Origin of the sequence: Mycoplasma bradburyae, assembly GCF_024338845.1 — a bacterium.
Taxonomy (GTDB): domain Bacteria; phylum Bacillota_I; class Bacilli_A; order Mycoplasmatales; family Mycoplasmoidaceae; genus Mycoplasmoides; species Mycoplasmoides bradburyae.
This window is the reverse complement of the sequence record NZ_CP101414.1, coordinates 889,679-916,460: the sequence shown is the minus strand read 5'-3', so window position 1 is coordinate 916,460 and position 26,782 is coordinate 889,679. Positions and strand designations below refer to the sequence as shown.

Sequence of the window (26,782 nt, the reverse complement as noted above, 5' to 3'; positions counted from 1 at the left end):
TATGAATCCTAAAATAATTGCTGCTTTAGATTATGTTATTCAAGTTGAAGGTCAATTTGAATACCAACAAAACCAAGTATTTACTATTAAAAACAAACCAGATTTTAGAGCAATGGTAATTAGTGCTACTAAAAACACTGCTTTCTTAATCGTTGATGTAAGTAATGCTAACTTTGAAATTGGTGATGAAATCATCCCAACAACCCACGATACCAATGTAAGAACTACAAAACAATACTTTGGTAATATTATTGATATTGACGGAAACATTTTATACCCTAAAAAGTATAAGCCTGAGTTTGCTGCTAACTCTTTATCATCTAATGCGTTTTCTACTTCTAGAAACCTTTTAGAAGTTAATCGTTTAAATGAACAACTATACACAGGGATTATGGCGATTGACCTATTAATTCCTATTGGTAAAGGTCAAAGAGAATTAATTATTGGTGACAGGGGTACTGGTAAAACTCACATGGCACTTAATGCCATTATCAACCAAACAATTCGTAAGACTAATGTTAAATGTATTTATGTTTCAATTGGTCAAAAACGCCAAAACGTTGCTGATGTTTATGAGACACTTAAAAAACATGGCGCTTTAGAAAATACGATTATTATCGATGCTCCTGCTACGAATTCTTATCACCAATATTTAGCTCCTTATGTAGCTATGGCGCACGCTGAAAACATTTCACACTTCCAAGATGTCTTAGTAATATTTGACGATTTATCTAAACACGCCAACATTTATCGTGAAATGTCATTATTAGTTAACCGTCCAGTAGGTAAAGAAGCTTTCCCTGGGGATATCTTCTTTAGCCATGCTTCAGTTCTTGAAAGAGCAGGTAAATTTGCTGACCGTAAATCAATTACTTGTTTACCAATTGTTAAAACAGTTAACAACGATATTACTTCATTAATTGCTTCTAACTTAATTTCAATTACTGACGGACAGATCGTAACTAATACTGATTTATTTGCTAACGGGATCTTACCAGCGATCAACATTGATTTATCAGTATCTCGTACGGGTAGTGCAGTACAATCTAGAGTTATTGCTAAAGTCGCTTCACAAATCAACAAGAAATACCGTGCTTATAAACGTCAAAGTAAATTATGAACTCTTAAGTATGATTTAAACGAAGAAACAGCTGATTTAATTAGTAAAGGTAAAGCGATTGAACAACTGTTTATTCAAAAAGGGTTCTCTCCATATACTGAACGTTTCATGTTATTAATTACCAAGTTAATCATCTGAGGAACACTTAGAAAAGTTGGTAACAAAGAACAAGAAGCATTATCATTTATTAATGCTTTAATTGATACTGATCCAATTGCTAAATGAATTTATGAACATCTAGAATCAGGACAAGACTTCAACGAAGAATTAATGCGTAATTTCTTTGAGTATTCATTATCACAATACTTCAAGTACAGAGAATACGATTTCGAAATGCAAGTAGATAAGAAGTTTATTGATTTCAAACCAGAAGAATTACAAGCGATTGTAGATAACATGAAAGGTGTTTTATAATGATTGGACATATTACTAAAATTTGAAATAACGTTGTTGAAGCAACATTCAAAAAAGAAGAATTACCTAAAGTAGATTACGTATTAACTTTACACAACAATACTTGCGTGTTATTGGTAAAAAGAATTATTGATGATACTAGTGTAAGAGCTATTGTTATTTATCAAAAACAAAATATTAAAGTAGGTGATGAAGTAGTTAATACTAATGATACCTTAAAAGTTCCTGTAGGTCAAAACGCTAAAAATAATATCTATGATATTTCAGGTGTTCCTTTATTAAGTGAGAGAGCTAAGAATATTAAATATATTCAAATGAACTCAACCATTAAGAAGGAAAAGAAGATTTATTCTAAACATGAGATTTTAGAAACAGGAATTAAAGCAATTGATTTCTTCATGCCGATCTTAAAAGGACACAACTTAGGAATTCTAGGTGGTGCTGGGGTTGGTAAAACTGTATTGATGAAAGAGATCATCTTTAACTCATCTAAATCAAATAAAACTAAAAAGAACTCATCTATCTTTATTGGTTCAGGTGAACGTAGTCGTGAAGGGGTTGAATTATACCAAGAATTAGAACAATCTAACTTGATGAAAGATTCTATGATGTTTATCTCTAAAATGGATGAATCACCAGGTGCTAGAATGTCGATCGTTCCTTATGGAATTACGGCTGCTGAATACTTAAGAGATGTTGAAAAAGAAGATGTTTTATTATTCATCGATAATATCTTCAGATTTATTCAAGCTGGTAACGAAGTGGCTCCAGCTTTAAATAAGAAACCAATTACTGGAGGTTACCAAGCAACATTAGATACAGAAGTATCAAATGTTGAAGACCGTTTATATGCGACAGAAGATGGATCAATTACTTCATTCCAAACATTATTCTTACCAATGGACGATTTAGCTGACCCTTCTGCTGTATCAATCTTTAGTAACCTTGACGGTTCATTAGTATTATCACGTGAACAAACATCAAAAAATATCTTCCCAGCTTTTGACCCGTTAGCTTCTTCATCTTCATCAGTATCTCCAGACATCATTGGTCAAAGACACTATGATGCGATCATTGAAGTTAAAAGTATCTTGCAAAAATACCACGATCTAGAAGACGTTATTCTTATCTTAGGTATTGATGAACTTGATAAGGATAATAAGATCATCGTTAAGAAAGCATTACAATTACAAAATTTCTTTACCCAAAACTTCTTCGTAGCTGAAGCATTTACTAAAGCTAAAGGTGTTTATGTTCCATTACAAGATACTCTAGAATCAGTTATCAGAATTATTGAAGGTAAATACTTAAATCAATCACCTGAAATTTTCTCATTCATCGGTTCTAATTTAGATATTCCAACTGATGAAGAATTAAATCTAAATAAAGTTGATCTTTAAAATAATTAAAGATCAAACAAAGGATTAATAACAATGAAAAAATGAACTAAATATCTTGCTTTGTTTTTAGGATCTTCGATTATTGTTAGTTCGTGTAAAACTGAAAAAAGTGATGATTCTACATCAAATAAATCTGGCGAATCTAGTGATGGTTCTAATAAACCAAATAAACCAAGTACATCATCTGGATCATCATCTGGTTCAACTGATAGTCAACCAGCAAATCCAAACGATCCTAACCTTTATTCGTTAGCTGCTAATATCGATAATATTGATACTTTTATTCAACCAAAAAATCAATGAACTAACAAGGTTGAAAACAATCAAAGAGAAGTAGCTGATCAGTATGAAAACTACAGCGCAGCTAACAATTTTGTTAACTATTATCTATATAATAATAGATTAACTCAAAAGCCAAGCTTTTGATTAAAAGACCGAGCAGATAGAGCGCATGTTAGTCCTTTTAGTTTAACTAAAGATCAACTTAAAGCAATCAATGCGAAAGCTAAATCAATCAATCAACCACTTTATCAAGATGCTTATGCTTATGGTTTTAATTTACCAGGAATAAACAAACAAACCAAAGCATTAGATAATAGCATTGATGTAGTGAATGATACTAACTCAACGGTTAGTATTCCTTATTACAGTAATAGCGGTAAAAGATTTGCTAGCAAAAATACTGGTAAAGGTTGATTGATAGCTAATGATAAATACCAACAATTATCTAAGATTACTTATTCAATTAGAATAAGTAATATCATAAGTGAAACTGAAGTAAAACAAGATAATTCTAGTCACGTTTCACCTAACCCAGCAACCAATACAGGGAATTGAAGTGGTACTGCGTGGTTATTAGATTATGATTTACCAACTCAAACAGGTAAATACCCAACCACATGATATTTAGCTAGCAACTTCCACGTATTACAACACTTACAATTAGCTAATGATAACCAAGCTTTAATTCGTAATAACAAAGCTAAAACTTCTAAGATCGAACTGTTCCAGTTGGATCAAACTAGATTACAAAAAGGACAAGAAATTAAACCTGAAAAATCTCAAGGAATATATTTCAAGGATCCTTATTTAAAGGTAACGGAAGTAGATCCTAACAATGTTAAAACAGTAGTTTTAGGTAATGATGCTATTAAACAAAAAACTAGTACATTTACCAATGATACAAATTATAAAGCTGCGCAAACATTATTAGATTTCGGTGTAATTCGTGTTACTTTTAAAAGCGAAGAAGAAGCAAGATCAGTAACTAATGGATATGCTGAATGAAGTGATGCCGATAAATTCAAACCTGCTAAATATTCTTATTTAGAAGATGAAAAATATAAATCATTACCAGCTAATGACTTATACGCATTCGGATTACCGCCATCAAAAGGTGATGGAATCTTAGATAGAAGAGTTTATGGAAATATTGAAAATTTAAGAACTCCTTGAATTAACAAATCTTCTAGAACAGATGGTGTTAAAGAAGGTGGTGGCGATTTATCTTGAACAGTAACACAAAGATCATTTGTAAACAAACCAGGGGTTACAGATATATTCTTAACTCTTCCAAGAATCGGTGGAAACAATAATTTCTATAGAGTAAACGAACAAAACTTTACTCATAACGGTTTAGGATATTTAGTTGATCATTATGCAGTACCTCCTGGTGGAAGTGGTTCGCCATTAGTTAATTCTAAAAATGAAATTGTTGGATTAATTTTTGCAGCAGATGACGTAATCAATACAGGAACTGCTCTAGCAATCCATTCAGGTGGATATGATTATCAAGGATATTATGGTAGTTACAATTTACCTAAATATGATTTGATTTATGGAACAGGTGATGATAGTCAAACTAAATCATATCACCAAGGATTAAAACTAATAAACCAAGGTCAAAACGTTAACACTTGATTATTTCATTAATGATATTTAATTCAATTAATAAAGCTATTGATATATAATTTTATATAAGATAGCTTGGCTTTATTAATTCTCTAAATACAAAACTATATTATTAAAAATGCCAAAAGCTAAATTAAAAAAGATTAAATACTTATTTACTTTATTATCTGCAAGCTCGATTATCGTAGCTAGTTGTAAGAATGAAAATTCAGATAATTCAAGTAAAAAATCAGAAGATAAAAAATCAGAAAATAAAGACAACATGAACCCTAACGAAGGTAATATCGATGGGGGCGGAGATTTTGTTGGTAACAACGATCCAGTATCTGTACCAAATACTGAAATAGTAGGTAATTTGTTTGACGGTGATGGGCCTGATGCTAAAAGAAAGATTGTAGATAGATATCAAAACTACGATGCTTACGTTAATGTTAATAACGTAAACTCTGCTCGTGGTAATAATAAAACTGAAGAAAGATCAACTCCGGATGCAGGTGTAACAAATCCGTTTGATATTCCAGAAGCAAAACTAAAAGCATATGACGAAAAAGCTAAGAAGTTAGGTTTACCTACATACCGTGATGCTTTTGGTTATAATTTCTTTTTACCTGATATTGATGAAAATGGTGAAATAGTTCAAGGTAAATTAGTTAAAAGAAAAGATCAATGAGGACCTAATTTAATTCCTTCATATAATACTGGTCTTTTAGATGGTGTTAATTTTAAAAATTTAGATGATAAAGAAGGATTTTTAGGATTACCTAGAACTATTCTTAATGATAAGTATCGAAAGTTCTCTAGAACAGTTTATTCTTTCCAGTTTTCAAATGACTATCCAGACAGAAATAGAAGCGAAGAGATTAATAGTTACTCTGATGAAAAGAAAATAGAACTTAAACTTCAGTCTCACTTTGGAACAACTTGAATTTTTGACTATAAATTAGAGGATGATCCTAAAAAATACCCTACAACTTGATACTTTGCTAGTAACCTACATGTTCTAGAAAATTTATTGTTACCAGATATTGCAGGAACCACTAATGATTTCAGAGGGTTCGAAAACAGACAATACGAAGCAAGAACTAACTTTGCTAACCTAACATTTGTTAACTCTTGAAATCAAGATGCTACTCCAACAGGTTCAAGATTTGCTACCGCTCAATTTAATGCCATAACTACAATTACAGATAGACAAGGTCCAGGTTTTGAATCTAATAAAGAGATTACCGATGATGAAAAATTCAATAAGATAAGCACTCCATATGTTAGAGTTGCTCTTGATCCTAAAAATATCAAACCAATATTCTTAGGTAATGATTTCTTAAAAGAAAGTTCTACTCCTAAATTTGACGGTGCATATAAAGATGCACAAACAATGATTGATTTTGGTGTAGTTGAAATCAAATTTAATAGCGAACAAATCGCTAAATGAGTAACAGGCAATTACGCTAATTGAGAAGAAAAAGATAAATACAAATTCGCTACTACATCATTGTTAAATGATGAAACATATAAAAACCTAAAGAAAAACGACATTTACGCAATAGGTTATCCAAACTCATACGACGATTACAAAATCAGATATGCAGGAGCTGATGGTATGAATATTTTAGCTGGTAAGGAAAATGTTTCATATTGAATTAACAAGTCAGGAAATTATTACAATAACGCTAGACCTATTGGTGAATTAGCTAAATATAAAGATGTTGGTGGTGACTTAAGTTGATCTAATACTAGAACATTTGCTAACAAACCAGGTGTAACAGATCTATTATTAAGTTATTCTTCATTCGGTGGACAACCTAATGTTTATTCTAGAATGCCATATGTAAACACTGGTTTAGGTTATATGTTAGATAACTTTATTCCTGCTGGTGGTTCTTCAGGTACTAGAGTAATTGATGGTGAAGGTAATATTAGAGGTATCTTATATGGTGTTGCTAAATCATCTACTTCTGGATATGTAACAGCTCTAAGAAGTGAAGGTATGGATTACCAAGGCTTATATGGTGGTTACAATTTACCTCAATATGATGTAATTTTTGGTGGTGGTAAGGATCAAAAAGATTCTTACTTAGATCAAATGAAGAAGAGAAACCCTAATGTTAAAACATACTTATTCCCTAATGGAATAACAAATGCCCAAATCCCTGCTGAATATCAATTCGCTAATACTCCAGCAGTCGCAACTCCAGCTAGTGCTCCTGCTGCTGGTAACCAAGAATAATAACTTAAAAATAAGTTATAATTAAGCATAAACAAAAAATATGAGTCACAGGTTGCTCATATTTTTTTATTCGCATTTATAATTAAAAAGATAATCCTATAACAAAATGGCTTCATTAATTGATAAGGCTTACGAAGTAGCCCAAAAAAACTTTGCTAAAAAAGGTTTTAGCTTTAACGACTTATGAAAATTAGTAGTTAAACAAGAAAACTTAAATAAAAAAGATGCTCAAGACTTGATGGGAGCATTCTATACTGATTTAATTCAAGACACCAGATTCGTATATATGGGTGATCAAAAATGATTAATTAAATCAATGATGCTTCATGATGAATGAGTTAAATTATCAGAAACCCTTCATAACCAACAAGAGTACTTAGAAGAAGGTTATGAACACATCAAGGTTGAAGTAGAAGTAGATGAATCATCACCTGAAATTAGTAACGAAGGTGAAGAATCATCATTAATCGATGACAACATTATTGTAGATTCAACAGAGGAAGATAACTAATTATGTCTAAATTAACTAATGCTAAAGCAATGATCCAAAAAGCCGCTAAAGAAGGTTATGCCATTGCTCATATTAATACAAACAACTTAGAATGAACTAGAGCAATTTTAATTGCTGCTCAAGAAGCTAATTCACCTGTAATTATTGCTACAAGTGAAGGTGCTGTTAAATACATTGGCGGATACAAAAATGTATATAACATGGTAAATGATGCAGTTGATTCTTTAAATATTACTGTACCAGTTGCGCTTCATTTAGACCACGGTTCATACGATGGTGTGTTTAAAGCTTTAGAAGCTGGATTTACTTCAGTTATGTTTGATGGTTCTCACTTACCATTTGAAGAAAACTATGAAAAATCAATTAAAGTTATAGAAGCTGCTAAAAAATACAATGCATCTGTAGAACTTGAAGTTGGAACTATTGGCGGTGAAGAAGATGGTGTTGTAGGTAATGGTGAGTTAGCTAACCCAGAAGAATGTAAGAAGATGCAAGATTTAGGTTGTGATATGCTAGCTGCTGGTATTGGTAACATCCACGGTATTTACCCATCTTCTTGAAAGAGCTTAAACTTTGAAGTATTACAATCTCTTAAACAAGCAAGTGGTGCTTCATTAGTTCTTCATGGTGGTAGTGGTATTCCTGATGAACAAGTTAAAAAAGCAATTAGTTTAGGTGTTGCTAAAGTTAATGTTAATACTGAATGTCAACTAGCTTTTGCTGCCGCTACTAGAAAATACATCTTAGAAGAAAAAGATTTAGATGAAGCTAAAAAAGGTTATGACCCAAGAAAATTATTAAAACCTGGGTTTGAAGCGATCAAAGCTAAGTGTATTGAAAAAATTAACCTATTTGGTTCTAACAATAAAGCATAAATATGCTAAAAGCAGGTATAATTGGCTTACCTAATGTTGGGAAATCAACATTATTTAATGCTATCACTAATTCGCAAATTGAAGCAGCTAACTACCCATTCGCAACAATTGAACCTAATGTTGGTATAGTTGAGTTAATCGATGAACGATTAACTAAACTAGCAGAACAAATAGAACCTAACAAACTTGTTTATGCAACAATCATGTTTGTTGATATCGCAGGTTTAGTTAAAGGTGCTTCTAAAGGGGAAGGATTAGGTAACAAATTTTTAAGCAATATCCGTGAAGTAGATTGCTTAATCCATGTAGTTAGATGTTTTGATGACAACAGCATTACGCATGTACATAATGCTGTTGACCCTATTAATGACATTGATACGATTAATCTAGAATTAATGATAGCTGATCTCGAGGTTGTTACTAACCGTATCAATAAAATTAAAAAGAAAGCTGAAAGCGGCGATAAATCAGTTATCACTGAATATGAATTACTTAACTCAATTAAACAAAGACTTGAGAACAACCAGATGTTAGATCTATCTAGTTATTCTCAAGAAGAATTAAGTATAATTAAGAACTTTAATTTATTAACAGCTAAACCTAGAATCTATGTTGGAAATATCTCAGAAAACGATATTACCGACGAACAAAACAATAAACACGTTAAAGCACTAGCTGAGTTTTGTAAGCAAAACTCAGAAGAGTACTTAACCGTATCTGCTAAGCTTGAAGAAGAATTATCTTTACTTGAAGAAGCTGATAAAAAAGAAATGATGACTTCATTTCAAATGAAGCAATCAGGACTTAATAAGATTGCTTTCAAAGCTTATGAGATCTTAGGTTTATGTACCTACTTTACTTATGGTAAAGTTGAAGTGCGCGCTTGAACTTTTAAGAAGAACAGTCTAGCACCACAATGTGCTGGAATTATCCATTCTGATTTCGAACGTGGGTTTATTAAGGCTGAGGTAATTCATTGAACTGATCTAATTGAATACGGATCAGAATTAAAAGCTAAAGAAGCTGGTAAACTCCGTCTTGAAGGGAAACAATATGTTGTTCAAGATGGTGATGTAATTAATTTTAAGTTTAATGTTTAAATTAAATTTAGTTCTTTATAATTGAAGTCCATAAATAATATAAAGGGAATTATTTAAGATGGCTAAGAAAAATGCGATGACCACATTAAATGGCTGGATTGAGGCTATTTGTGGTCCGATGTTTGCTGGAAAAACTGATGAATTAATCCGTAAAATTAAGCGTTATAAATACGCCGATGTTAAATCCTTAGTTTTTTCTCCGACTATTGATACTAGATCATATGACCATATTATTAACTCAAGAGATGGTCGGGAAATTGAATGTATAAAGATTAATAAGCCGTTTGAAATCTATGATTATGTATTAATGCATAAACCCCAACTAATCGGGATTGATGAAGCACAATTTTTTGATGATTCATTAGTTGAGGTAATTCAAACATTAGCCGATAATCAAATTAATGTTATTGTAGCTGGACTTGACCGAGATTTTAGAGGTGAACCGTTCGAACCAATTCCTACGATTTTAGGAATTGCTGAATCAATTATTCGTTTAACAGCAATCTGTTCTGAATGTGGCGCTGAAGCTAGTAGAACACAAAGACTAATAAATAACGATCCAGCAGATTATCATTGCGAAACAATCTTAATTGGCGATAAGGAATCATACGCACCAAGATGTAGACATCATCATAAAGTGCCTAATCGTCCGATTAATGACAGAACTAAAGATTTTAAACGCCAAATAAAAAATAATTTTGGTAAAATATTAGAGCAATCTTCAAAAGATTAAGATTGTGAAATTCTAATTTAGTGCAGAAGAACTTTATCTATTAAAGTTCGTTAGACTGCATAAAGAACATTTAAATAATTATTATAGAAAGGTGTTGCTTGTGGCTAAAAAAGAAATCACAAGAATTGCCAAACTAGAACTTATTGGTGGTCAGGCTAAGCCTGGTCCAGCTTTAGCTTCAGTTGGTATTAATATGGGTGAATTCACCAAACAATTCAACGATAAAACTAAAGACAGAATGGGCGATGTAGTTCCTGTTATTATTACTGCTTTTAATGACAAGAGCTTTACTTTCGAACTTAAGACTACTCCTGTAACAATCTTACTTAAAAAAGCGGCTAAGATTGAAAAAGGTGCTAAAAACGCTAAAACTGAAAAGATAGCTAAAATTTCTAAAGAAGATGCATTAAAGATTGCTGAATACAAGATGCCAGATCTTAATGCTTACGATCAAGAATCTGCTTTAAGAATGATCGCTGGAACAGCTAAACAAATGGGAATGGAAATTGAAGGTGTTGATCCTACCCCTAATAAAGCTAAGAAAGGAGCTAAATAATGTCTAAAAAATTGACTAAAAAAACTAAAGCTGCATTAGCTTCTTTTGATTCTAAACAAATCTATGATTTAGATAAAGCAATTGATATTGCTAAAAAAACTTCAATTACTAAATTTGAAAGTTCAATTGATATTGCTATTAAATTAAACTTAGATACTACTAAGGCTGATCAACAATTAAGAGGTGCTATCTCTTTACCTCATAATGTTTCTAAACCATTAAGAATTTTAGCAATTACTGATCAACAAGCTGAAGCTAAACAAGCTGGCGCTGATTTCGTTGGTGAAATTGATAAAATTAACGAAATTAAAGCTGGTTGAATGGATTTTGACGTGATTATTACTAACCCTAAATTCATGATTGAATTAGGTAAATTAGGTAAGATCTTAGGTCCAAGAGGTTTAATGCCTAACCCTAAAACTGGTACAGTTACTCAAGATATAGCTACTGCTATTACTGAATATCGTAAAGGTAAAAAAGAATACCGTACAGACTCATTTGGTAACATCCACATGACAATCGGTAAACAATCAACTGAAACTCAAAAGATTGTAGAAAACGCTAATACCTTAATCGAATTAATCAAATCAAGAAGACCAAGTGCTGTTAAAGGTGTCTACATCCAAAACATCTCGATATCTTCAACAATGGGTCCAGGAGTTAAAGTTAAAATTAATTAGGTTAAACCTAATTAATTTTTTTATACATATGAAACTTGTTGTAGGTTTAGGAAACCCCGGTTCTGAATACGCTCATACGCGTCATAATATCGGGTTTAAAGTGATCGATAAACTTCTGGATGTTTTACATCTAGATTTAGAAAAAACGCAATTTAATGGTACTTATGTAAAGCATGATGATTTCATTATCGCTAAACCATTAACTTATATGAATCTGTCAGGTAATTTTGTAAAAGAAATTATGAATTTTTACAAAATTAACGTAGAAGATATTTTAGTTATTCATGACGAAATTGCGTTTGATTTAGGGGTTGTTAAATTAAAACAAAATGGTTCATCTAACGGACAAAATGGAGTGAATAGTATTATTACTCAATTAGGAACTCAAGATTTCAAAAGAGTTCGTGTTGGGATTAAGAATCAATACTTAAAATCAATCTCAAGTTTTGTTTTATCTAAATTTTCACACAAAGAATCAGATACGCTTAAAGCAGCTATTGCGTCTGCTAGTGTTATTGCTTATGACTTTATCAAGTCAGACAAAAGCTTTAGCCAATTAATGAATGAGTACAACAGATAAAAAGCAATATTTAATTGGCGTTTCTGGTGGACCTGATTCAATGTATTTATTGAATCAATACAAAGAACAAATCAAGGTTGTTTGTCACGTAAATTATAATAAACGCCAATCAGCATTAAGAGATCAAGAAATTGTTCAAAATTATTGTATGAACAATAATCTAATCTTAGAGCTTTTATCTGTAGATAAGAACTATAATTACCAAAGGAATTTCCAAACTCAAGCAAGAATCTTGCGTTATGATTTTTTTCTAGAAGTAGCAAAAAAATATAATCTAGAAAAATGTCTTATCGCTCATCAAAAAGATGATTTTTTAGAATCTGCTTTAATGCAATATGATAAGAATAAAAACTTATTATTTTATGGACTTCATAAGGAATCTAATTACAAAGATCTAAGAATTATAAGACCAATTCTAGATTTTTGAAAAGATGATATTCAGAATTATCTTAATGAAAACAAAATCCCTTATGGAATAGATGAAACTAACTTATTACCAATTTATCAGAGAAATAAAGTTCGAATTAATTTATCTAAATTAACTAATAATAAAAAACAAGAACAATTAGATTTTTTTAATAAACTTAATAAACAAAATAAATACAGATTTGATGAAGTCAATAATTTTATTGTTAATTGAGATCATAATTACAAACAACTTATTGAATCAACAAATTATTACGAGATAATTTATTATTGATTATCAAAAAATGATATAAAATACACCAAAGCTAAAGCTGATGGTATTCTTGAATTTTTACAAAAAAAGAATAATAAAAAATATCGATTAAAAATAAATACTTATCTCATTAAGAAAAATGGAATTGTTGAAATCATTAAAGCATAGCAATTATCAATAAATAAAAAAACGAAAAGACATAAATTAGATACAAACACAACAAATATGTTGTGTTTTTTATTTTTAATAGTAACAAAAATGTAATTTAATTTTGAATCATTTTTAATAAAAAAATTAAAAATATACGGTAAAAATGAATATTTTTAATATTTAAAGATCATTTAAAATTAGGTGCAAGATTATTTGAAAATTTATTGTTTAGTTATTTAAAAATGATTAGATTTTTTTGAAATTTAGAAAGAAAATATTTCTATAGAAAAATAATTTAACAGACAAAATCATTTTTATAGGGCTATTAAATTAAATTATAGATAATAGCTTCTTATTTAAATATTTTTAATAATAATTTTTAGCGATTTTCATTTTAAATTTGAATCTAATTAATAGTTGGATACTTATACTATTTAAATAAAGATTAACGATATTTAACCAATTTAATTAGTTAAATGGCAACTATTTTAATAAATTATTAGTACTTTTTATAAAGTTATTTTTAGTTAAAATTACCGCATATTTTTCAAATTTTAGCTTGAAATAAATAGAATAGTTAACTAATTTATAAGATATATCCTTTTTTATATGAATATAAGTTTTAGGATTTTGAGAAATTCTTTAATTCCAATTTTATGGGACCAACAATTAATGATATAGATATTTAGATAAACCTTAATTAGAATCTAATAAGAAAACCGCAAAATGGATAATCATATATTTTCTATTACCTTTAATAATTCAATAAACAACGGTTTCAGTCAAACTCTATGTATTTTTATTGTTAGTTGATGTGCTAGAATACATAGAGTGATAAATACCTTTTACGCGCAGATAAAACCTATATACTTTTGGTTAGTCATTTTTTTAGGAAAAATCAATACTTTATCAAGGTTTTTATAAAGCAATGTTTTCTTATAAATTCCTTTATTTTAAAGGAATATAACGGTTTTATAGGTTATAACCTTAATTTTATAATCTTGTCTGGTCAAGTTGATGTATCTTTATACATAACAAGAGACTAGGATTATGACAGTTATTTTCTAATCGTTATGACAAAATAAAAGTAGGAGTTATGAAAAAAATAAAGTTTCAAGTAGTTCCATTTAGTACAAAGTTAAGATGATTATTCATTGGGAAACGACCACTAGAACGAAAATCTAGACCAAAAATACTTGAGTACATCTATTTTGCATTAAATAACATAGTAGCTCTCGTATGCATCGTTGCAATGATGTATTGATTAATAAATCTTTCAAAAAACAATAATAACCAATTATTATTAGGTGTTTTTATAAAAGGTTTGCAAGAAAGTTTTTGAGCTAAAGTGTTAATAACTATAATAGCAGTTATTGAACTTATCAATCTTGTATTATCGATTCATACTTACTATATACTATCTAAAACCGAATTTTATAAATGAATTCCTGTTTTAGGAACTATAATGGCAATTTTATTTTTATCACCCTTTGCGATCATATTATTCTTAATAGCTTATAAGAAAAATGATCTAGCGTTCGAATAGTTGTAAATTAATTAATAAGGTAATATTTATGAAGAAAAAAGTGCTTAAATCTTTAATTGGTGTTTTCTGGGGAGGGTTATTAATCTCAGCAACAGCATTATCTTCTTGTTTTAACGGTAAAAATGATAATTCTGGCAGCAAAAAACCTGAAGATGGATCAAATCCTATTGATAAAACAAATCCTGTAAATGATAATGTTCTATCTTTTAAAGATCAACAAATAACTATTAACCCTGTAACTGATCAAGAAGTAGCCGATGTTTTAGCGACAAGCAGCACTCCTAATGAAAAAGTTATTAAGCTATTCAGAGATCAAGCTCAAGTTGAAATGTGGAAAGCTGCTTTAAAAGAGTTCAAAAAATCTAAATCATATGAGCAGGGGTATCGAGTTAGATTTATTGATAAAGGTGTATTCGAAGCTTTAGAATCAATGAAATCTATTACAGTTGATGATCCGCAAATAGCCGACATTTACTATGCTCCTGCTGATCAAATTACCAGTTTAGCAGACGCTGCTCAAGCAATTAACCTGAATGAGTTCAAAGTATACAACATGAACATATTTGATCACCTTAAAAAATCATTTGATCTACCTAGTGAAAAGGTTAAGGAAATGATTAACTTTGGTATTTATTTAGGTAGAAATGGTAATAATCCAGCAGCTGAAGCATTAGCATTACAACACAACAGCGAAGGTATTTTTATTGTTTCACCTAAAACTGAAAACGAAGCATTAACTATTCTTAAGAATAATGATACTAATTCATTAACTGAATTAGTTAATGCTGGTAAAGCGTTGTGACACACTCAAAACTTTTGATTTGGTTTAGGTGTTGTTGGTGGTGTTACACAAGCTGAAACTGAGAAAAGAATTAATGAAGCGACAGATGAAGCTGTTAAAAAACAACTTCAAAACCAAGCGTTGATTGAAAAACTAGTTTATTGAGGTAACAACGCTGCTTCATCTGGTTGATTAACTACAGATCCTAACCACGCTTTATTTTCTAAAGCAACAGATTACAACTCTGGATTACTTTATAAGTTATATGAAGCAGTTTATAAACTAACTGATGAACAATATAAACAAACTCCATGAGGTAAAGCTGGTATTCAAAAGAACACCTTAGAAACAGCATTTAATAGTGATGGTGGAACTTATCTAAATACTATTTATCAACTATTCAAAGAAAAGAAATTAGATTTTGGTATGGTTGGTACTTGAGAATTACGTAATGCTATTACTAATGGTGGCGTTAAATCTATATTCACAGTACCTAATGTTGTAGATGGTGTTAAATATTTACAATCTCCTGGTTCTTGATCTTGAGGTATCGTTAGAAATAAAATGAATACTTCAGCTAGTGAAGATAGAAAATTAGCAATTATCAACATGTTGTTATCTATCTATTCACCTAATGCTTCTTATCAATATTTCTTATCTGATTCTAAGGTTCCTATCTTTGAATCTGTTCAAAAGAAGATTAAAGTAGCAATTGATCAAAATAGCAAAATAAACAACAAAGAACTAACTGAGTTAGCTACTAATTTAACGTATACAAATTCTGATGAATTGTTAGCTAAATACAATGAACTAGGTAAAAAGATTTTAGAACTAAAAGCTTGAGTAGGTAAAGATTGAGAAGCGACATCTGAAGCTGATAGCAATAAAATGCCTTTAGATGATTCTTATTTAAATAAGAAATCTCTTTGAGAAGATAAGATTAAAGATAGCAAATTACCTGAATCATTAGTTAATAGATATAAAGAACTAATAATGGATGCTGCTCCACTTAAGAACGCTTTAGCTGCTATCTTTGGTTCTAATAATGTTAAAGCTATTGAAAACGAACAAGCAGCTTGAAAACTTAAAAATGATTTCTTAAAAGACAACGCAGTATCTGAAAACAAACCAAGTGAAACATTTGTTAATTCATTACCTGAAGATTTACGAACTGTATTCAAAGGATTATTTGATGGTAACGCGATTCACTTCAGAAAACTTGAAAATGCAATTCTAGGTTATGATGGTGATGGTAAAGATGCTTCTATATTAACTAATAACCAATTAGCTACTGATCTTTTAACTGCTCCTACTGGAGAAAAACTAGATGCTGCTAAAGCAGAAGTTACTAAGCAAATAAATGCAGCAGTTGATAAAGCTACTAAATTGTTGAATGCGATTGCTAAAACAATGCCAAACGCTGAAACAATTAAAAAAGCTGTTACTTTAATGTACTATGAATTCTTAAATAATGCATTGCTTTACAAGCTAGTTGATCTAAGTTTATTGCAATCTAAGATGCCTAAAAAAGATGGTATGGCTTCTGATTACACTTTAAGTGATGTGGCTAAAAAAGTTGAAGCTTCTTCTAATGTTTCAATCGTATCTAAAATATTAGATGTAATTACTAGTGATAAATCATATGCTGAAAATGGAACTGGTATCTTTGAAACATTACCTAAACGCCCTGGTGTTTCTAACCCACAATTTGGCACAGTTTGAGGTTCATGAAATGAAAAAACATTTGGTAACCTTGAATTCTTTAAATCTAAAAAAGATAGCGTAACTAATGAAGAAGCATTTAAAAAAGTTGTTCGCGATCAATTAAGCGCTTCTATGACTACTGCTTTAGCAACTATTAAAGATGCGCAATCATTCACAATCAACTTCGGTCCAAGCAAACAATAATACCTTACTCATTAGCTATAATTAATAAAATAAACAAAACTAATGAAGTATCAAAAATATAGGGCGAATATAAGTAAAAAAGCATTTTATAGTTATGTAACTATATTAAGTTTATTAACCTTTTTTCTTATCATATGGATTAGTATTCCATTTAGTTTGGGATTCAAAGAATCTTATATTGATACATTGGTAAATGAATCTAATCAAGAAAACAGACAAGAAGCTAAAGAGATGATTATCAGCTCTGGCAAGATCGCTGTTTTCTTGTCGTATATAGGTAACGAAATAACTCTGTTATTCTTTTTGCTTTACATTACACTAGCCAGACACAAGGTTAAAGTAAGTTATTTATTCTATTTTACTTGGATAGTTATCTATACTGTTTTAATAGCTATGCCGTTTTATACAGGCATACAACGGCATAATGATATTGCGATTGGCATTGGAGCAGTAATCTCAGTATTATCAGCTAGTATGGTTGTTGCTTTGGTTATTAACTTATTTTATTATCACGCACTACGCAGAACATTCAAATATGAACAATACAAATTACATGTTGGGAGAGCAGTCTAGGTTATGGAAAAACTAAAACTGTATAACTGGTATGGTGAAAGTTTTGAAGCTAAACTACCAGAGACAACAAATAACCTAAAGGATTATAAGAAACAAGTCGAGAATGTTTTCTTAAGAATGAAGGATGAGATCAAAACTAGATACAATATTGATAAAGATCTTTTTCTTCGAGCTAAAACAAAGATAACTGACAACTTACAAAGAGAATTAAATAGTCACAAAATAGCTTATAAAAATAAGCTAAAAGTTTTTAAAGATTCAATAAGAAAACTTTCTTATGTTGATTCTTTAAATGATCTTCTTAATTACGAACTTAAGAAGTTAAAACTTAAGAAGAAACAAAACAAAAAGTATGTTGATGATTTTATTAATTCTCTTAAGAATTCTATAGATAGCTTAGAAGATAAATTAAGAAATATTGAAATTCTTAAGAAAAAAACCAATCACAGTGAAACTGAGATTGCTAAAGTTTATTGTTTGTTTTCAACTATCCTTACATACACAAATAATGTTAATGATAAAGAATTCGATCTTAAAAAGATCGATTCTTACTTATCAAGTTATGAAAAAGATCTGCTTAACAAATTACCAGATCCTAGTAAGTATTTAAAAGATCTTTATATCAAGATAGAAACAAGAAGATTACGTTTATACAACACCCGTGAAGAATTAAAAAGAAAATACGATCAAACATATTTATTAAATAAACAACTATACGAACAAGAAAAACAAAATATTATCTTAAGTGCAAACCAAAGATTAATTAAGATAGAAAACGAATACAACAAGAAGTATGAGCAAGCAACTAACGAAGCAAACGAGTTTAAAAAACAAGCTTTGTTAAAAGTTGAAGATCATAAGAAACAAATACTAGAAGTTGAGAACTCTAATAAGTTAAAAATCCAAAAGATTTTTGATAAATCTAGTTTAGCTAGAAAACAAATTAAAGATAAGAAAAAAGAACTTTATGAACAACAAAAACTAAGTTTGCAAATCAAGAACTATAAAGACTTTTATAAATTCTTGCAAGCAAATGAAACTTTTGTTAAAGATCAAGTGAATATCAATTGATCTGAATTAGAAAACTTAAACAAACAAAAAGCCTTAAACGACCTAGAAGAAATTACTAATAAGTATATTAGTAATGCTACAAATAGTTTTATTAAGATAGCTTATGATAACTTCTTTTCAGCAAAAAATAAGTTATCAATTAACAAAGAAGCTAAAGCGTTATATAAATCTAAATATAATGAATTAATTGCTAATACATATAAAGAATATAGTTATGAAAGTGATTACAAAAACGCAGTATCATCAGCTCACAAAAACTATGCAGTAGATCATTCAATAACAAGAAACAAATTCCTTGAAGAAAAGATAATAGCTAAACATGAACTAGATCAGATTTATGCTAAATCTGATCAAGATAAAGAAAAACAATTGATATCTGAAAAGTTAGCTTTAATCAAAAAACAATATAAAGATTCTTTAAATGAATTAAAAGATAAGTTAGCATCTAAAGAGATTTCTAAACAAGCTTATAAGAACCGTTTAGTAGAAATCAAGATAGTTAAAAAAGAAGCAATTTACGAACTTAAACTAAGTTCGAAAATCTTAAGAAACAAAGAAACCTTAAAAACATTATTTATAAGAGAGTTTGCTGAACAAAAGATTAATAAAAAGATTTTTGAAAGCAAAGTTAATGAAGCTCAAAAAGCAATCCCGATAGAAACTTCAATTAATGTTAAACGATTTAGTTGATTACTAGGTTTTCTAATTCCTGGTGCTTGTGAATTAATATTCTTTAAGCAATACATCAAAGGAATCTTAATGCTTTTATTTACAATCGTAAATTATGCATTATTCTTGCCTTTCATTTTAGGTCAGTATACTGAGAAAATGAAAGGTATCTTTGGAGTTATAGATCTAGGTGCTAGTGATCATGGAGATGCTAGATACTACTTGTTTGGTGGTGTGTTATCAATTATCTTAATGAGTGCTATGCTGATATATTTCTTGATATCAGCCATTAGTGCTAATAGAGTGGCTAAAGCGTTATATTATGGATGTCGACCAAGTCAATGAAGCCATTCTAAGAGATGATTATCAACCTCAGGATTCCCTTGAATGATCTCAATCTTTGGTTGAGTATTAATGTTGTTTGTTGTCGTATCACCTGTTGTTACTTCTGTGTTGTTATCATTTACTAACATTGGATTTAATCATATTCCACCTAATAGATCAGTAGATTGGGTAGGATTAGAACAATGAGGTCGATGATGAACATTACGAGAATCTAATTTATTAGGTTCTGTTGGTAATGTTTTATTCTGGACTGTGATCTGAACTTTTGCTTCTACTTTAATTCCAATAGCTCTTGGGATATTAGTAGCAATACTTACTAATAACCCAAGAATCAAGGGAAGAAAGATCTTTAGAATAATCTTTATCTTACCTTGAGCAATTCCAGCTTTTGTTACTGTAGGTTTTATTAAAACAATGTTTGCAGCAGGCGAAACCGGTTATATCAATACAATCTTGTTTTACTTGTTCCACATTCAACCAAAATCTTGGTTGAATGATATATCTTGAACAAGAGCATTGTTAATTATAGTACAAACCTGAATTGGATATGCTTGGATCTTTATGTTGGTTACTAGTAATTTACAATCAATACCTAAAGATATTTATGAAGCTGGATCTGTTGATGGAGCAAAATCAAGACATTTATTTTGGTATCTAACCTTACCACAGTTATTATTATCAATCTCGCCATTACTAATCGCTTTATTCGTAGGATCATTTAATAACTTTACAACAATCTTCTTATTTAACAATGGTGGTCCTGCTTATGCTAAACCTACTCCGTTTGGTGAAGGTGCTACGGATATTATTGTTTCTTGAGTATTTAAGTTATCTAACCCGCAAGGAGTACAATTCCCTGGTAACCAAGCATTCGGTGCTGCTTTAGCTACATTAGCTTCAATGTTTAGTATTGGTATTGCTTTAAGAGGATTTATTAAATCAATGAGTCGAAAAGATTAATTATGAACAAAACTAAGATTTATCAAAAGACATTCGACTGTATAAAAATCGATCCGAACCAGTTAACTAAAAAGCGTTTAACATTTAATGAACTAGATGCTAAACCGCCTACTAAATCAGAATTAGTATGATTATGTTTTAACTACTTATTATTAGTATTCTGATCATTAATCATCCTATTCCCAGTAATTAGTTTGTTAATCGCTTCATTTAATGTTAACAACCCACGGGTTGCTACAGTTACCCCATTTAAATTTGGGTTTGACAATTTATTCTATTTATTTAAATATCGTAATGTAGATCAATTAACAGCAGAAGCTGTTAGTGCTCTAAGAGAAAAGAATTCATCTACTTTTAATTTATTTGGAACAGAATACATTCTAGACCCACAAACCAGATCATACTTTGGGGATTGATATAAAAACACTTTATATATAGCTGGGTTTACTGCTTTAATATCAACTGTAGCTGTTGCGCTTAATGCTTATGCTTATTCAAGATTTAAATTCGCAGGATCAAAACATTCATTAACAATCATAATGTTGATTCAGATGATCCCAGCAACATCATCTTTAATTGTTCTATACATTATTGTTCAATTAGGGACTGATATCAAAGTATCACCAATCATAATGTTGGTACTAATCTATTCAGGTGGAGCGATTGCTGGTAATACCTTTATGGTTAAGAGTTATCTAGATACGATTTCATCTGAATTAGATGATTCAGCTAAAATCGATGGTTGTAACAACTGAGGATTATTCTTCAAGATCTTATTACCAGTAATCAGACCTGCCTTAATTATGGTTGCTTTGTGATCTTTCTTAATTCCATTTACTGATATCTTGTTACCTAGTTTGGTACTACCAAACCAACAAGATAAAACATTAGCAAGTGGATTACAACTATTCTTAAGTAACCAACAAGATTTACAAGCTGGTGCTTATACTATGGGTACATTATTAGCTTCTCTACCAGCATTTGTTCTATTTATGTATCTACAAAGATACATAATAGGTGGTTTAAGTGATGGAGCTGTTAAAGGATAATAATTAAAATTATGCAAGATAAAAATATCAATAATGAACTATTAGAAGATGATCTAGATCAAGGCTTTGATAGCATTGATCTAGATAAACTAATTAATGAATTAGGTTCTGAAACCAAAGCAGTTAATGGTGCTCATATTAAATTAGTTAATGTTTCAAAGAAATATGAAGGGAATGAGAAATATACTTTAAAAGATATTAATCTAGAAATTAAACCAGGAACGTTTTGTATCTTTCTAGGACCTAGTGGTTGTGGTAAGACAACTCTATTAAGAATGATTGCAGGGCTTAATTCAATTACCAAGGGCGATTTGTTATTTAACAATAAAAGGTATAATAACTTGTTACCAAATGAAAGAAACATAGCTATGGTGTTTCAATCATATGCTTTGTACCCGCATATGAATGTTTATAACAACATTTCATTTGGTTTAAAGATTGCTAAAGAACGTAAGGATGTTATTGACCGAAGAGTTAAAGACGTAGCTAAAATTTTAAGGATATCAGATTATTTATATCGTAAGCCTAAAGATCTTTCAGGTGGTCAAAGACAAAGGGTAGCAATCGGTAGAGCGATTGCTCGTAAACCATTAGTATTCTTAATGGACGAACCATTATCTAACTTAGATGCTAAACTCCGTGAAAGCATGCGACGTGAAATTGTAAACATTCATAGAATGTTACAAACCACAAGTATTTATGTAACCCACGACCAATTAGAAGCCATGACTATGGGTAACCAGATTGTTGTATTTAATGATGGTTCAATTCAACAATCTGGTACAGGTCGTGAGTTGTATTTCAAACCAGCCAATATTTTCGTAGCCAAATTCATAGGATCTCCAACTATGAATACTTTTGAAGCAACTTATAAAGATAATAAGATTATCTCAACCAACAACAAAGTTGAATTAGAAGTAGAAGAACCTATCAAAGAAAAACTTTCACAAAACCAAGAACTAGTTATTGGTTTTAGAAGTGAAGACATCAAGATCTCTAAAGAAGAACTACCTAATAGTGTCAAAGGAACAATTATGAATATCGAACTAATTGGTAAAGACCAATTAGTAGCCGTAGTTATTGGTGATACAACCTTTGAATTAATTATTAATGCTCCTAATGATGTTGAGTATGAACTATACAGTGAAGTATATGTTTCATTTGTTCTTAATAGAATCCATATCTTTGATAAACAATCAGAACAAAGGATAAATTAGTTATGAAACATAATTATATTCATAACCAGACCTGTATCTCAAGACCTAAACATTTTGGTCAGTATTTAAAAAGAAAGGTTTTATCAATATTATCAATAATATTGATTGTTATCTGTGCAGCACTGTTTATCTATTACATAGCAATCTTCCCTGGTTTTGTTGATAAAGATAAACAGTTTGTATTAGAACATTTATCAATTAACAAAGACAGTGCTATAGGTAGTTTAAAAGATGGGAGATTCTTATATCAAGGAACACAGGTATATGAATCTAATAGTCAATGTCCTGCAAGTAGAACGGCAATCATTAAATTTCTTCTAGAAAAATCACCCCAACATAATTCGATTGCTTTCGGGTCTTTCTTAAAGTTTGATAATACAGAGAAGTATTATATTTCCCAACTTAAAGAGATAGCTAGTAAAGTATATAGTGATAATCCTGAAAGTATTCAAATGTATTTAGTTGATTATTCTAATCAATTCGATCGTTATGAAATTAATATTTCAAAACTACTTAATGCATATATCAATGCAGTTCTAGTTTCAGTACCTAACTCAGCACCTTTAGAAAATATCTTTAACATTCTTAGTTCGTGTATCTTAGTGTTGTATTTAATAGCCACTATTCTTCAAGCTATCGTATTAAGATGATTATTTAAAGGAACTAGAAATGGAGATAAAATCTATAAATATATTGTTGGATTATGTGTAACTGCTTTGATTGCAACATTCTTTTTAATATCATTAAAACCAATTCAAACCCAAGTGGTAGATGGTAATATAACCAAAACAGTAGTTACAGAAGTATCTGGTGTTGAGATTACCAATGAAGTTACAATTCCCAACACGATCAAAAACCCAGAGGTAATTAATTACTGAGGTATGTGATTAAGTTTAGCATTAGCTTTAGTTATAGTTATCTTATGTATCCAAGCTAAGAAAAAATATGGTTATTTAACTAATTCTACAGTTCTTAATCAAGAGATGAAAGATACAACTGAACTATCTAATAAGATTGAAACAATTTTAAATAGTTCAGTTGATCATACTAATAATTCACCTATTAAGAAAGAGATAGAAGGGTTAATTAAAACTTAGATTGTTGTGAATAGATAGTTAGTTTATATAAATAAATAAGAAATTACAAACCTCCAAACACATAAGTTTTGGAGGTTCTTTTGTTATTAGAATAAGTAGTTGTTATTTTGTTATAAACGATAATTTGTTATAAACGATAATTTATTTTAAATAAAATTTAGATAAATAAAACTTATCCTAAACTAATAATTCATTAAAATAATATTCATTATATTGCGATATTCAATGCAATATTTTTTTTATAAAAAACATCAATTTACCGTTTTTTTTCAAAATTTATCTTTGTTAAAAAATGATTTTTTAGTTAATAGTAACTTGACTATTAAATAATAACGGTAAAAGATAATCCCTAAGAGAAGTCAATTCTTTATTTTCTCTAAAAATTATAGAAATAATATCAAATATGGGAACTATTTGTTTGTTAAATAAATCTAATTCCATTTTTTTAGGGATATAAATATCTTTATTCTTTAGGAAATCTTTTTGTAAATGTTTTAAACTTGTTCCTTGGAAAAATTTTTCTCGTATTTCAGATTTAATAGAAAACAATAATAAATATAGATAATCTGACATATTTAAATTCCCAGAAATACATCAAGTGTCTGTAGAATATGACGCTTTACCAACATAGAATTTAACATCACCAATTCCGCCTGTGTTTAAGAAACAGTTTCTACCATCAGTTAATGCTTCATTTCAATTTAAAATAGATTCTCCACTTGTAAAAAATGGATATAATCCATTATTAAGCGCTCTAGCTTCACCTACTTTTACCTTTGATTTAGGAGCTTCGAGTAAAATGTCTTTTAATTTTCCATTAGGTTTTTTAGAAAAGAAATTGTGCATATAAATATCATATGCCATCTTTTCTAAATTATCGTTTATCTACTTTTTTATAAACAAATAAAAGTTATTTTTAGATCTTGCTTATACAAACATTTCTCAGATTATTTTTTATTTATTAATTTATGCTGACCCCAAAAAAACATAAAACTTTTTGGAGGCAAGTTTTTATGTCTAAATACAATTATGTATCAAAAAAGAAAGCAGTTAAATCATATCTAAATTGTGAAGATGGATATAATACAATCGCTAAGAAATACGGCATAAAACACCAATTTCTATCGCAAATCAAGTAAAGGATTTTAAAGAATATGAATTGGAATCATTAAGAAAAAAAGCAAAAACGCAGGAAATATAAGAAATATTCATTTGATGAAAACTCCGTATAATAGAACTATATTTAAAGAAGGATTCCACCTATAGAGAAATAGCAGAAAACTTAATGTTTCGAATTCATCCTATGTTAAATATTTAGTAATGCACTATCAAAAATTAGGTCCATTAGGTTTGTTGCCTTCTAAACGTGGTAGAAAAGTAGTTTTAAAAAATACGAAGAACAATAACAAAAAATAAAGCTTTTATACGGAAAAATAGCCAAATAATAAGATAAGTCTTCTTTTTACAAAGAAGCAATGAAGGAGTTCTAAAGAAAAGTTTGATTATTAAATTTAGAAGTCGATTTTTAAAAGAATTAAAAAAAACTGAGAAAAATAGACGAAGCGAAAATGAAAGAAGGATGCGCGCAGTCATCGGTTTTAAAAAAGAACACAAATTAAACGACCTTCTGTTAATTGCTAATATTTTCAAAACCACATTTTATTATTGAAAATCTCGTTTAGATAGACTTAATCCTGATAAGGAAATTGAAAATAAAATTATTCAAATAAGAGCAAAAATAAGGATTAAGGCTATCGTAGAATACATGCTGAATTAAAACATGGTGGTTTATTAATAAATAAAAAGAAAGTTCAAAGATTAGTTAAAAATTAAGTTTACAAGTAACAACTTACAGCAAGAAAACTCGCAAATATAACTCTTATAAAGGCAATGTTGGAAAAATTGCGCCTAATAAATGCGCCTAATAAAATTAAGAGATGTTTTTTAACGAATATTCTTAACCAAAAAATCGTTACAGACACTACAGAATTCAAATATTACATCATAAACGGAAATGGTGTTAGGGTAGCAGAAAAACCTTATTTAGATCTATTTATAGATTTATGTAATGGTGAAGTTATAAGTTATTATATTAGCGAACAACCAACATTACAAAACATAATTAGTGCGTTAGAAAAGTTATGAAAACTACTTCAGATTGTTGTTACAGAAGAAAATTTCATTCAAATCAAGATTCAGTTTATCAGACGAAAATTTATCAAAAAATACTTAAGTATGCAAATATATTCCAAAGTATGTCTAGAAAAGGAAAATTTTTAGATAATGTAGATGTTGAAAACTTTTTCTCAATAATTAAACAAGAAATTTTCTACGACAAAACTTATTTAAGTTATGAACAATTGAAATCAGAGATTGAAAAATTTATTAAATATTAAAATGAAATCAGAATAAAACAAAGATTAGGGTTTAAGACTCTGATTCAATATCGATTGAACTTGATTAAAGAACAAAATAATGCAACCCATAGCAGGTTGCATTAAAAGTTCTAAAAATTGGAATCGTAAACAATATATCATTGGAATTTTGAAATTTTCTCAGAATGTTTATTAGAACATTCCATAAAAGTTTCATATCCAATTCAATATAAACGGAATTAAATTTATTATCGA

The 26,782-nt window shown here is 29.5% G+C and carries 25 protein-coding genes; 24 read left to right on the top strand and 1 reads right to left on the bottom strand.

Features of this window, described 5'->3' with window-relative positions; all coding sequences use genetic code 4:
- The first annotated feature begins 1 nt into the window (after position 1).
- The 19 genes from NMG68_RS03680 to NMG68_RS03590 all read left to right on the top strand — a co-directional run bounded on the left by NMG68_RS03680 (position 2) and on the right by NMG68_RS03590 (position 24,152).
- The gene (locus NMG68_RS03680; RefSeq protein ID WP_255034620.1) at positions 2-1,534 is read left to right on the top strand and encodes an MSC_0619 family F1-like ATPase alpha subunit; all 1,533 of its coding nucleotides are present in this window, start codon (positions 2-4) and stop codon (positions 1,532-1,534) included.
- Positions 1,534-2,934 carry an MSC_0618 family F1-like ATPase beta subunit gene (locus NMG68_RS03675; protein WP_255034619.1) on the top strand — a complete coding sequence of 467 codons (1,401 nt, stop codon included), beginning with the start codon at positions 1,534-1,536 and terminating at the stop codon, positions 2,932-2,934. Before NMG68_RS03680 ends, NMG68_RS03675 begins: the two co-directional genes overlap by 1 nt.
- A 33-nt stretch (positions 2,935-2,967) precedes the next feature.
- Positions 2,968-4,866 carry an Ig-specific serine endopeptidase MIP gene (gene mip / locus NMG68_RS03670; RefSeq protein WP_255034618.1) on the top strand — a complete coding sequence of 633 codons (1,899 nt, stop codon included), beginning with the start codon at positions 2,968-2,970 and terminating at the stop codon, positions 4,864-4,866.
- A gap of 97 nt (positions 4,867-4,963) precedes the next feature.
- Positions 4,964-7,072, top strand: a complete 2,109-nt coding sequence (mip, locus tag NMG68_RS03665; protein ID WP_255034617.1) for an Ig-specific serine endopeptidase MIP — start codon at positions 4,964-4,966, stop codon at positions 7,070-7,072.
- Between the two features lie 106 nt (positions 7,073-7,178).
- Positions 7,179-7,583 carry a DNA-directed RNA polymerase subunit delta gene (gene rpoE / locus NMG68_RS03660; protein ID WP_255034616.1) on the top strand — a complete coding sequence of 135 codons (405 nt, stop codon included), beginning with the start codon at positions 7,179-7,181 and terminating at the stop codon, positions 7,581-7,583.
- A gap of 2 nt (positions 7,584-7,585) precedes the next feature.
- Positions 7,586-8,458 carry a class II fructose-1,6-bisphosphate aldolase gene (gene fba, locus NMG68_RS03655; protein WP_255034615.1) on the top strand — a complete coding sequence of 291 codons (873 nt, stop codon included), beginning with the start codon at positions 7,586-7,588 and terminating at the stop codon, positions 8,456-8,458.
- A gap of 2 nt (positions 8,459-8,460) precedes the next feature.
- Positions 8,461-9,558 (top strand): redox-regulated ATPase YchF, encoded by a 1,098-nt coding sequence (gene ychF / locus NMG68_RS03650; RefSeq protein WP_255034614.1) that lies wholly within the window; start codon positions 8,461-8,463, stop codon positions 9,556-9,558.
- A 58-nt stretch (positions 9,559-9,616) separates the two neighbouring features.
- On the top strand, positions 9,617-10,291 hold the full coding sequence (locus NMG68_RS03645; RefSeq protein ID WP_255034613.1) for a thymidine kinase: 675 nt from the start codon (positions 9,617-9,619) through the stop codon (positions 10,289-10,291).
- A gap of 100 nt (positions 10,292-10,391) precedes the next feature.
- Positions 10,392-10,847 carry a 50S ribosomal protein L11 gene (rplK, locus tag NMG68_RS03640; protein WP_255034612.1) on the top strand — a complete coding sequence of 152 codons (456 nt, stop codon included), beginning with the start codon at positions 10,392-10,394 and terminating at the stop codon, positions 10,845-10,847.
- Entirely contained in the window at positions 10,847-11,527 is a 681-nt protein-coding gene (gene rplA / locus NMG68_RS03635) for a 50S ribosomal protein L1 (RefSeq protein WP_255034611.1), read from the top strand. Before rplK ends, rplA begins: the two co-directional genes overlap by 1 nt.
- Before the next feature lie 28 nt (positions 11,528-11,555).
- Positions 11,556-12,107, top strand: a complete 552-nt coding sequence (gene pth / locus NMG68_RS03630) for an aminoacyl-tRNA hydrolase (RefSeq protein WP_255034609.1) — start codon at positions 11,556-11,558, stop codon at positions 12,105-12,107.
- Complete coding sequence (gene tilS, locus NMG68_RS03625; RefSeq protein WP_255034608.1) at positions 12,091-12,954, top strand: tRNA lysidine(34) synthetase TilS; 864 nt, start codon at positions 12,091-12,093, stop codon at positions 12,952-12,954. The genes pth and tilS overlap by 17 nt, the downstream gene beginning before the upstream one ends.
- A 1,078-nt stretch (positions 12,955-14,032) precedes the next feature.
- Positions 14,033-14,482 carry a hypothetical protein gene (locus NMG68_RS03620; protein ID WP_255034607.1) on the top strand — a complete coding sequence of 150 codons (450 nt, stop codon included), beginning with the start codon at positions 14,033-14,035 and terminating at the stop codon, positions 14,480-14,482.
- A 28-nt stretch (positions 14,483-14,510) separates the two neighbouring features.
- On the top strand, positions 14,511-17,171 hold the full coding sequence (locus tag NMG68_RS03615) for a hypothetical protein (protein WP_255034606.1): 2,661 nt from the start codon (positions 14,511-14,513) through the stop codon (positions 17,169-17,171).
- A gap of 156 nt (positions 17,172-17,327) precedes the next feature.
- Positions 17,328-17,744, top strand: coding sequence for a hypothetical protein (locus tag NMG68_RS03610; protein WP_255034605.1), 417 nt, complete (start codon positions 17,328-17,330; stop codon positions 17,742-17,744).
- Between the two features lie 3 nt (positions 17,745-17,747).
- Entirely contained in the window at positions 17,748-20,789 is a 3,042-nt protein-coding gene (locus NMG68_RS03605; RefSeq protein ID WP_255034604.1) for an ABC transporter permease subunit, read from the top strand.
- A 2-nt stretch (positions 20,790-20,791) separates the two neighbouring features.
- On the top strand, positions 20,792-21,838 hold the full coding sequence (locus tag NMG68_RS03600) for a sugar ABC transporter permease (protein WP_255034603.1): 1,047 nt from the start codon (positions 20,792-20,794) through the stop codon (positions 21,836-21,838).
- Between the two features lie 11 nt (positions 21,839-21,849).
- Entirely contained in the window at positions 21,850-23,055 is a 1,206-nt protein-coding gene (locus tag NMG68_RS03595) for an ABC transporter ATP-binding protein (RefSeq protein ID WP_255034602.1), read from the top strand.
- A 2-nt stretch (positions 23,056-23,057) separates the two neighbouring features.
- Positions 23,058-24,152, top strand: a complete 1,095-nt coding sequence (locus NMG68_RS03590; protein ID WP_255034601.1) for a hypothetical protein — start codon at positions 23,058-23,060, stop codon at positions 24,150-24,152.
- A gap of 300 nt (positions 24,153-24,452) precedes the next feature.
- Here NMG68_RS03590 and NMG68_RS03585 read toward each other — a convergent pair whose 3' ends face one another.
- Positions 24,453-24,998: a restriction endonuclease subunit S gene (locus NMG68_RS03585; protein ID WP_255034600.1), complete on the bottom strand. Its 546-nt coding sequence runs from the start codon at positions 24,996-24,998 to the stop codon at positions 24,453-24,455.
- Between the two features lie 167 nt (positions 24,999-25,165).
- Between NMG68_RS03585 and NMG68_RS03580 the strand changes: the two genes are divergently transcribed.
- The 5 genes from NMG68_RS03580 to NMG68_RS03565 all read left to right on the top strand — a co-directional run bounded on the left by NMG68_RS03580 (position 25,166) and on the right by NMG68_RS03565 (position 26,548).
- Positions 25,166-25,291 carry a hypothetical protein gene (locus tag NMG68_RS03580; protein ID WP_255034599.1) on the top strand — a complete coding sequence of 42 codons (126 nt, stop codon included), beginning with the start codon at positions 25,166-25,168 and terminating at the stop codon, positions 25,289-25,291.
- A gap of 359 nt (positions 25,292-25,650) precedes the next feature.
- Positions 25,651-25,929 carry a hypothetical protein gene (locus tag NMG68_RS03575; protein WP_255034598.1) on the top strand — a complete coding sequence of 93 codons (279 nt, stop codon included), beginning with the start codon at positions 25,651-25,653 and terminating at the stop codon, positions 25,927-25,929.
- A complete protein-coding gene (locus NMG68_RS03940) occupies positions 25,914-25,985 on the top strand; it encodes a hypothetical protein (RefSeq protein WP_392391128.1) in 72 nt (23 codons plus the stop codon). Before NMG68_RS03575 ends, NMG68_RS03940 begins: the two co-directional genes overlap by 16 nt.
- A gap of 57 nt (positions 25,986-26,042) precedes the next feature.
- Positions 26,043-26,432, top strand: a complete 390-nt coding sequence (locus NMG68_RS03570; protein WP_255034597.1) for a hypothetical protein — start codon at positions 26,043-26,045, stop codon at positions 26,430-26,432.
- The gene (locus tag NMG68_RS03565; RefSeq protein ID WP_255034596.1) at positions 26,408-26,548 is read left to right on the top strand and encodes an IS3 family transposase; all 141 of its coding nucleotides are present in this window, start codon (positions 26,408-26,410) and stop codon (positions 26,546-26,548) included. The genes NMG68_RS03570 and NMG68_RS03565 overlap by 25 nt, the downstream gene beginning before the upstream one ends.
- The last annotated feature ends 234 nt before the right edge of the window (positions 26,549-26,782 follow it).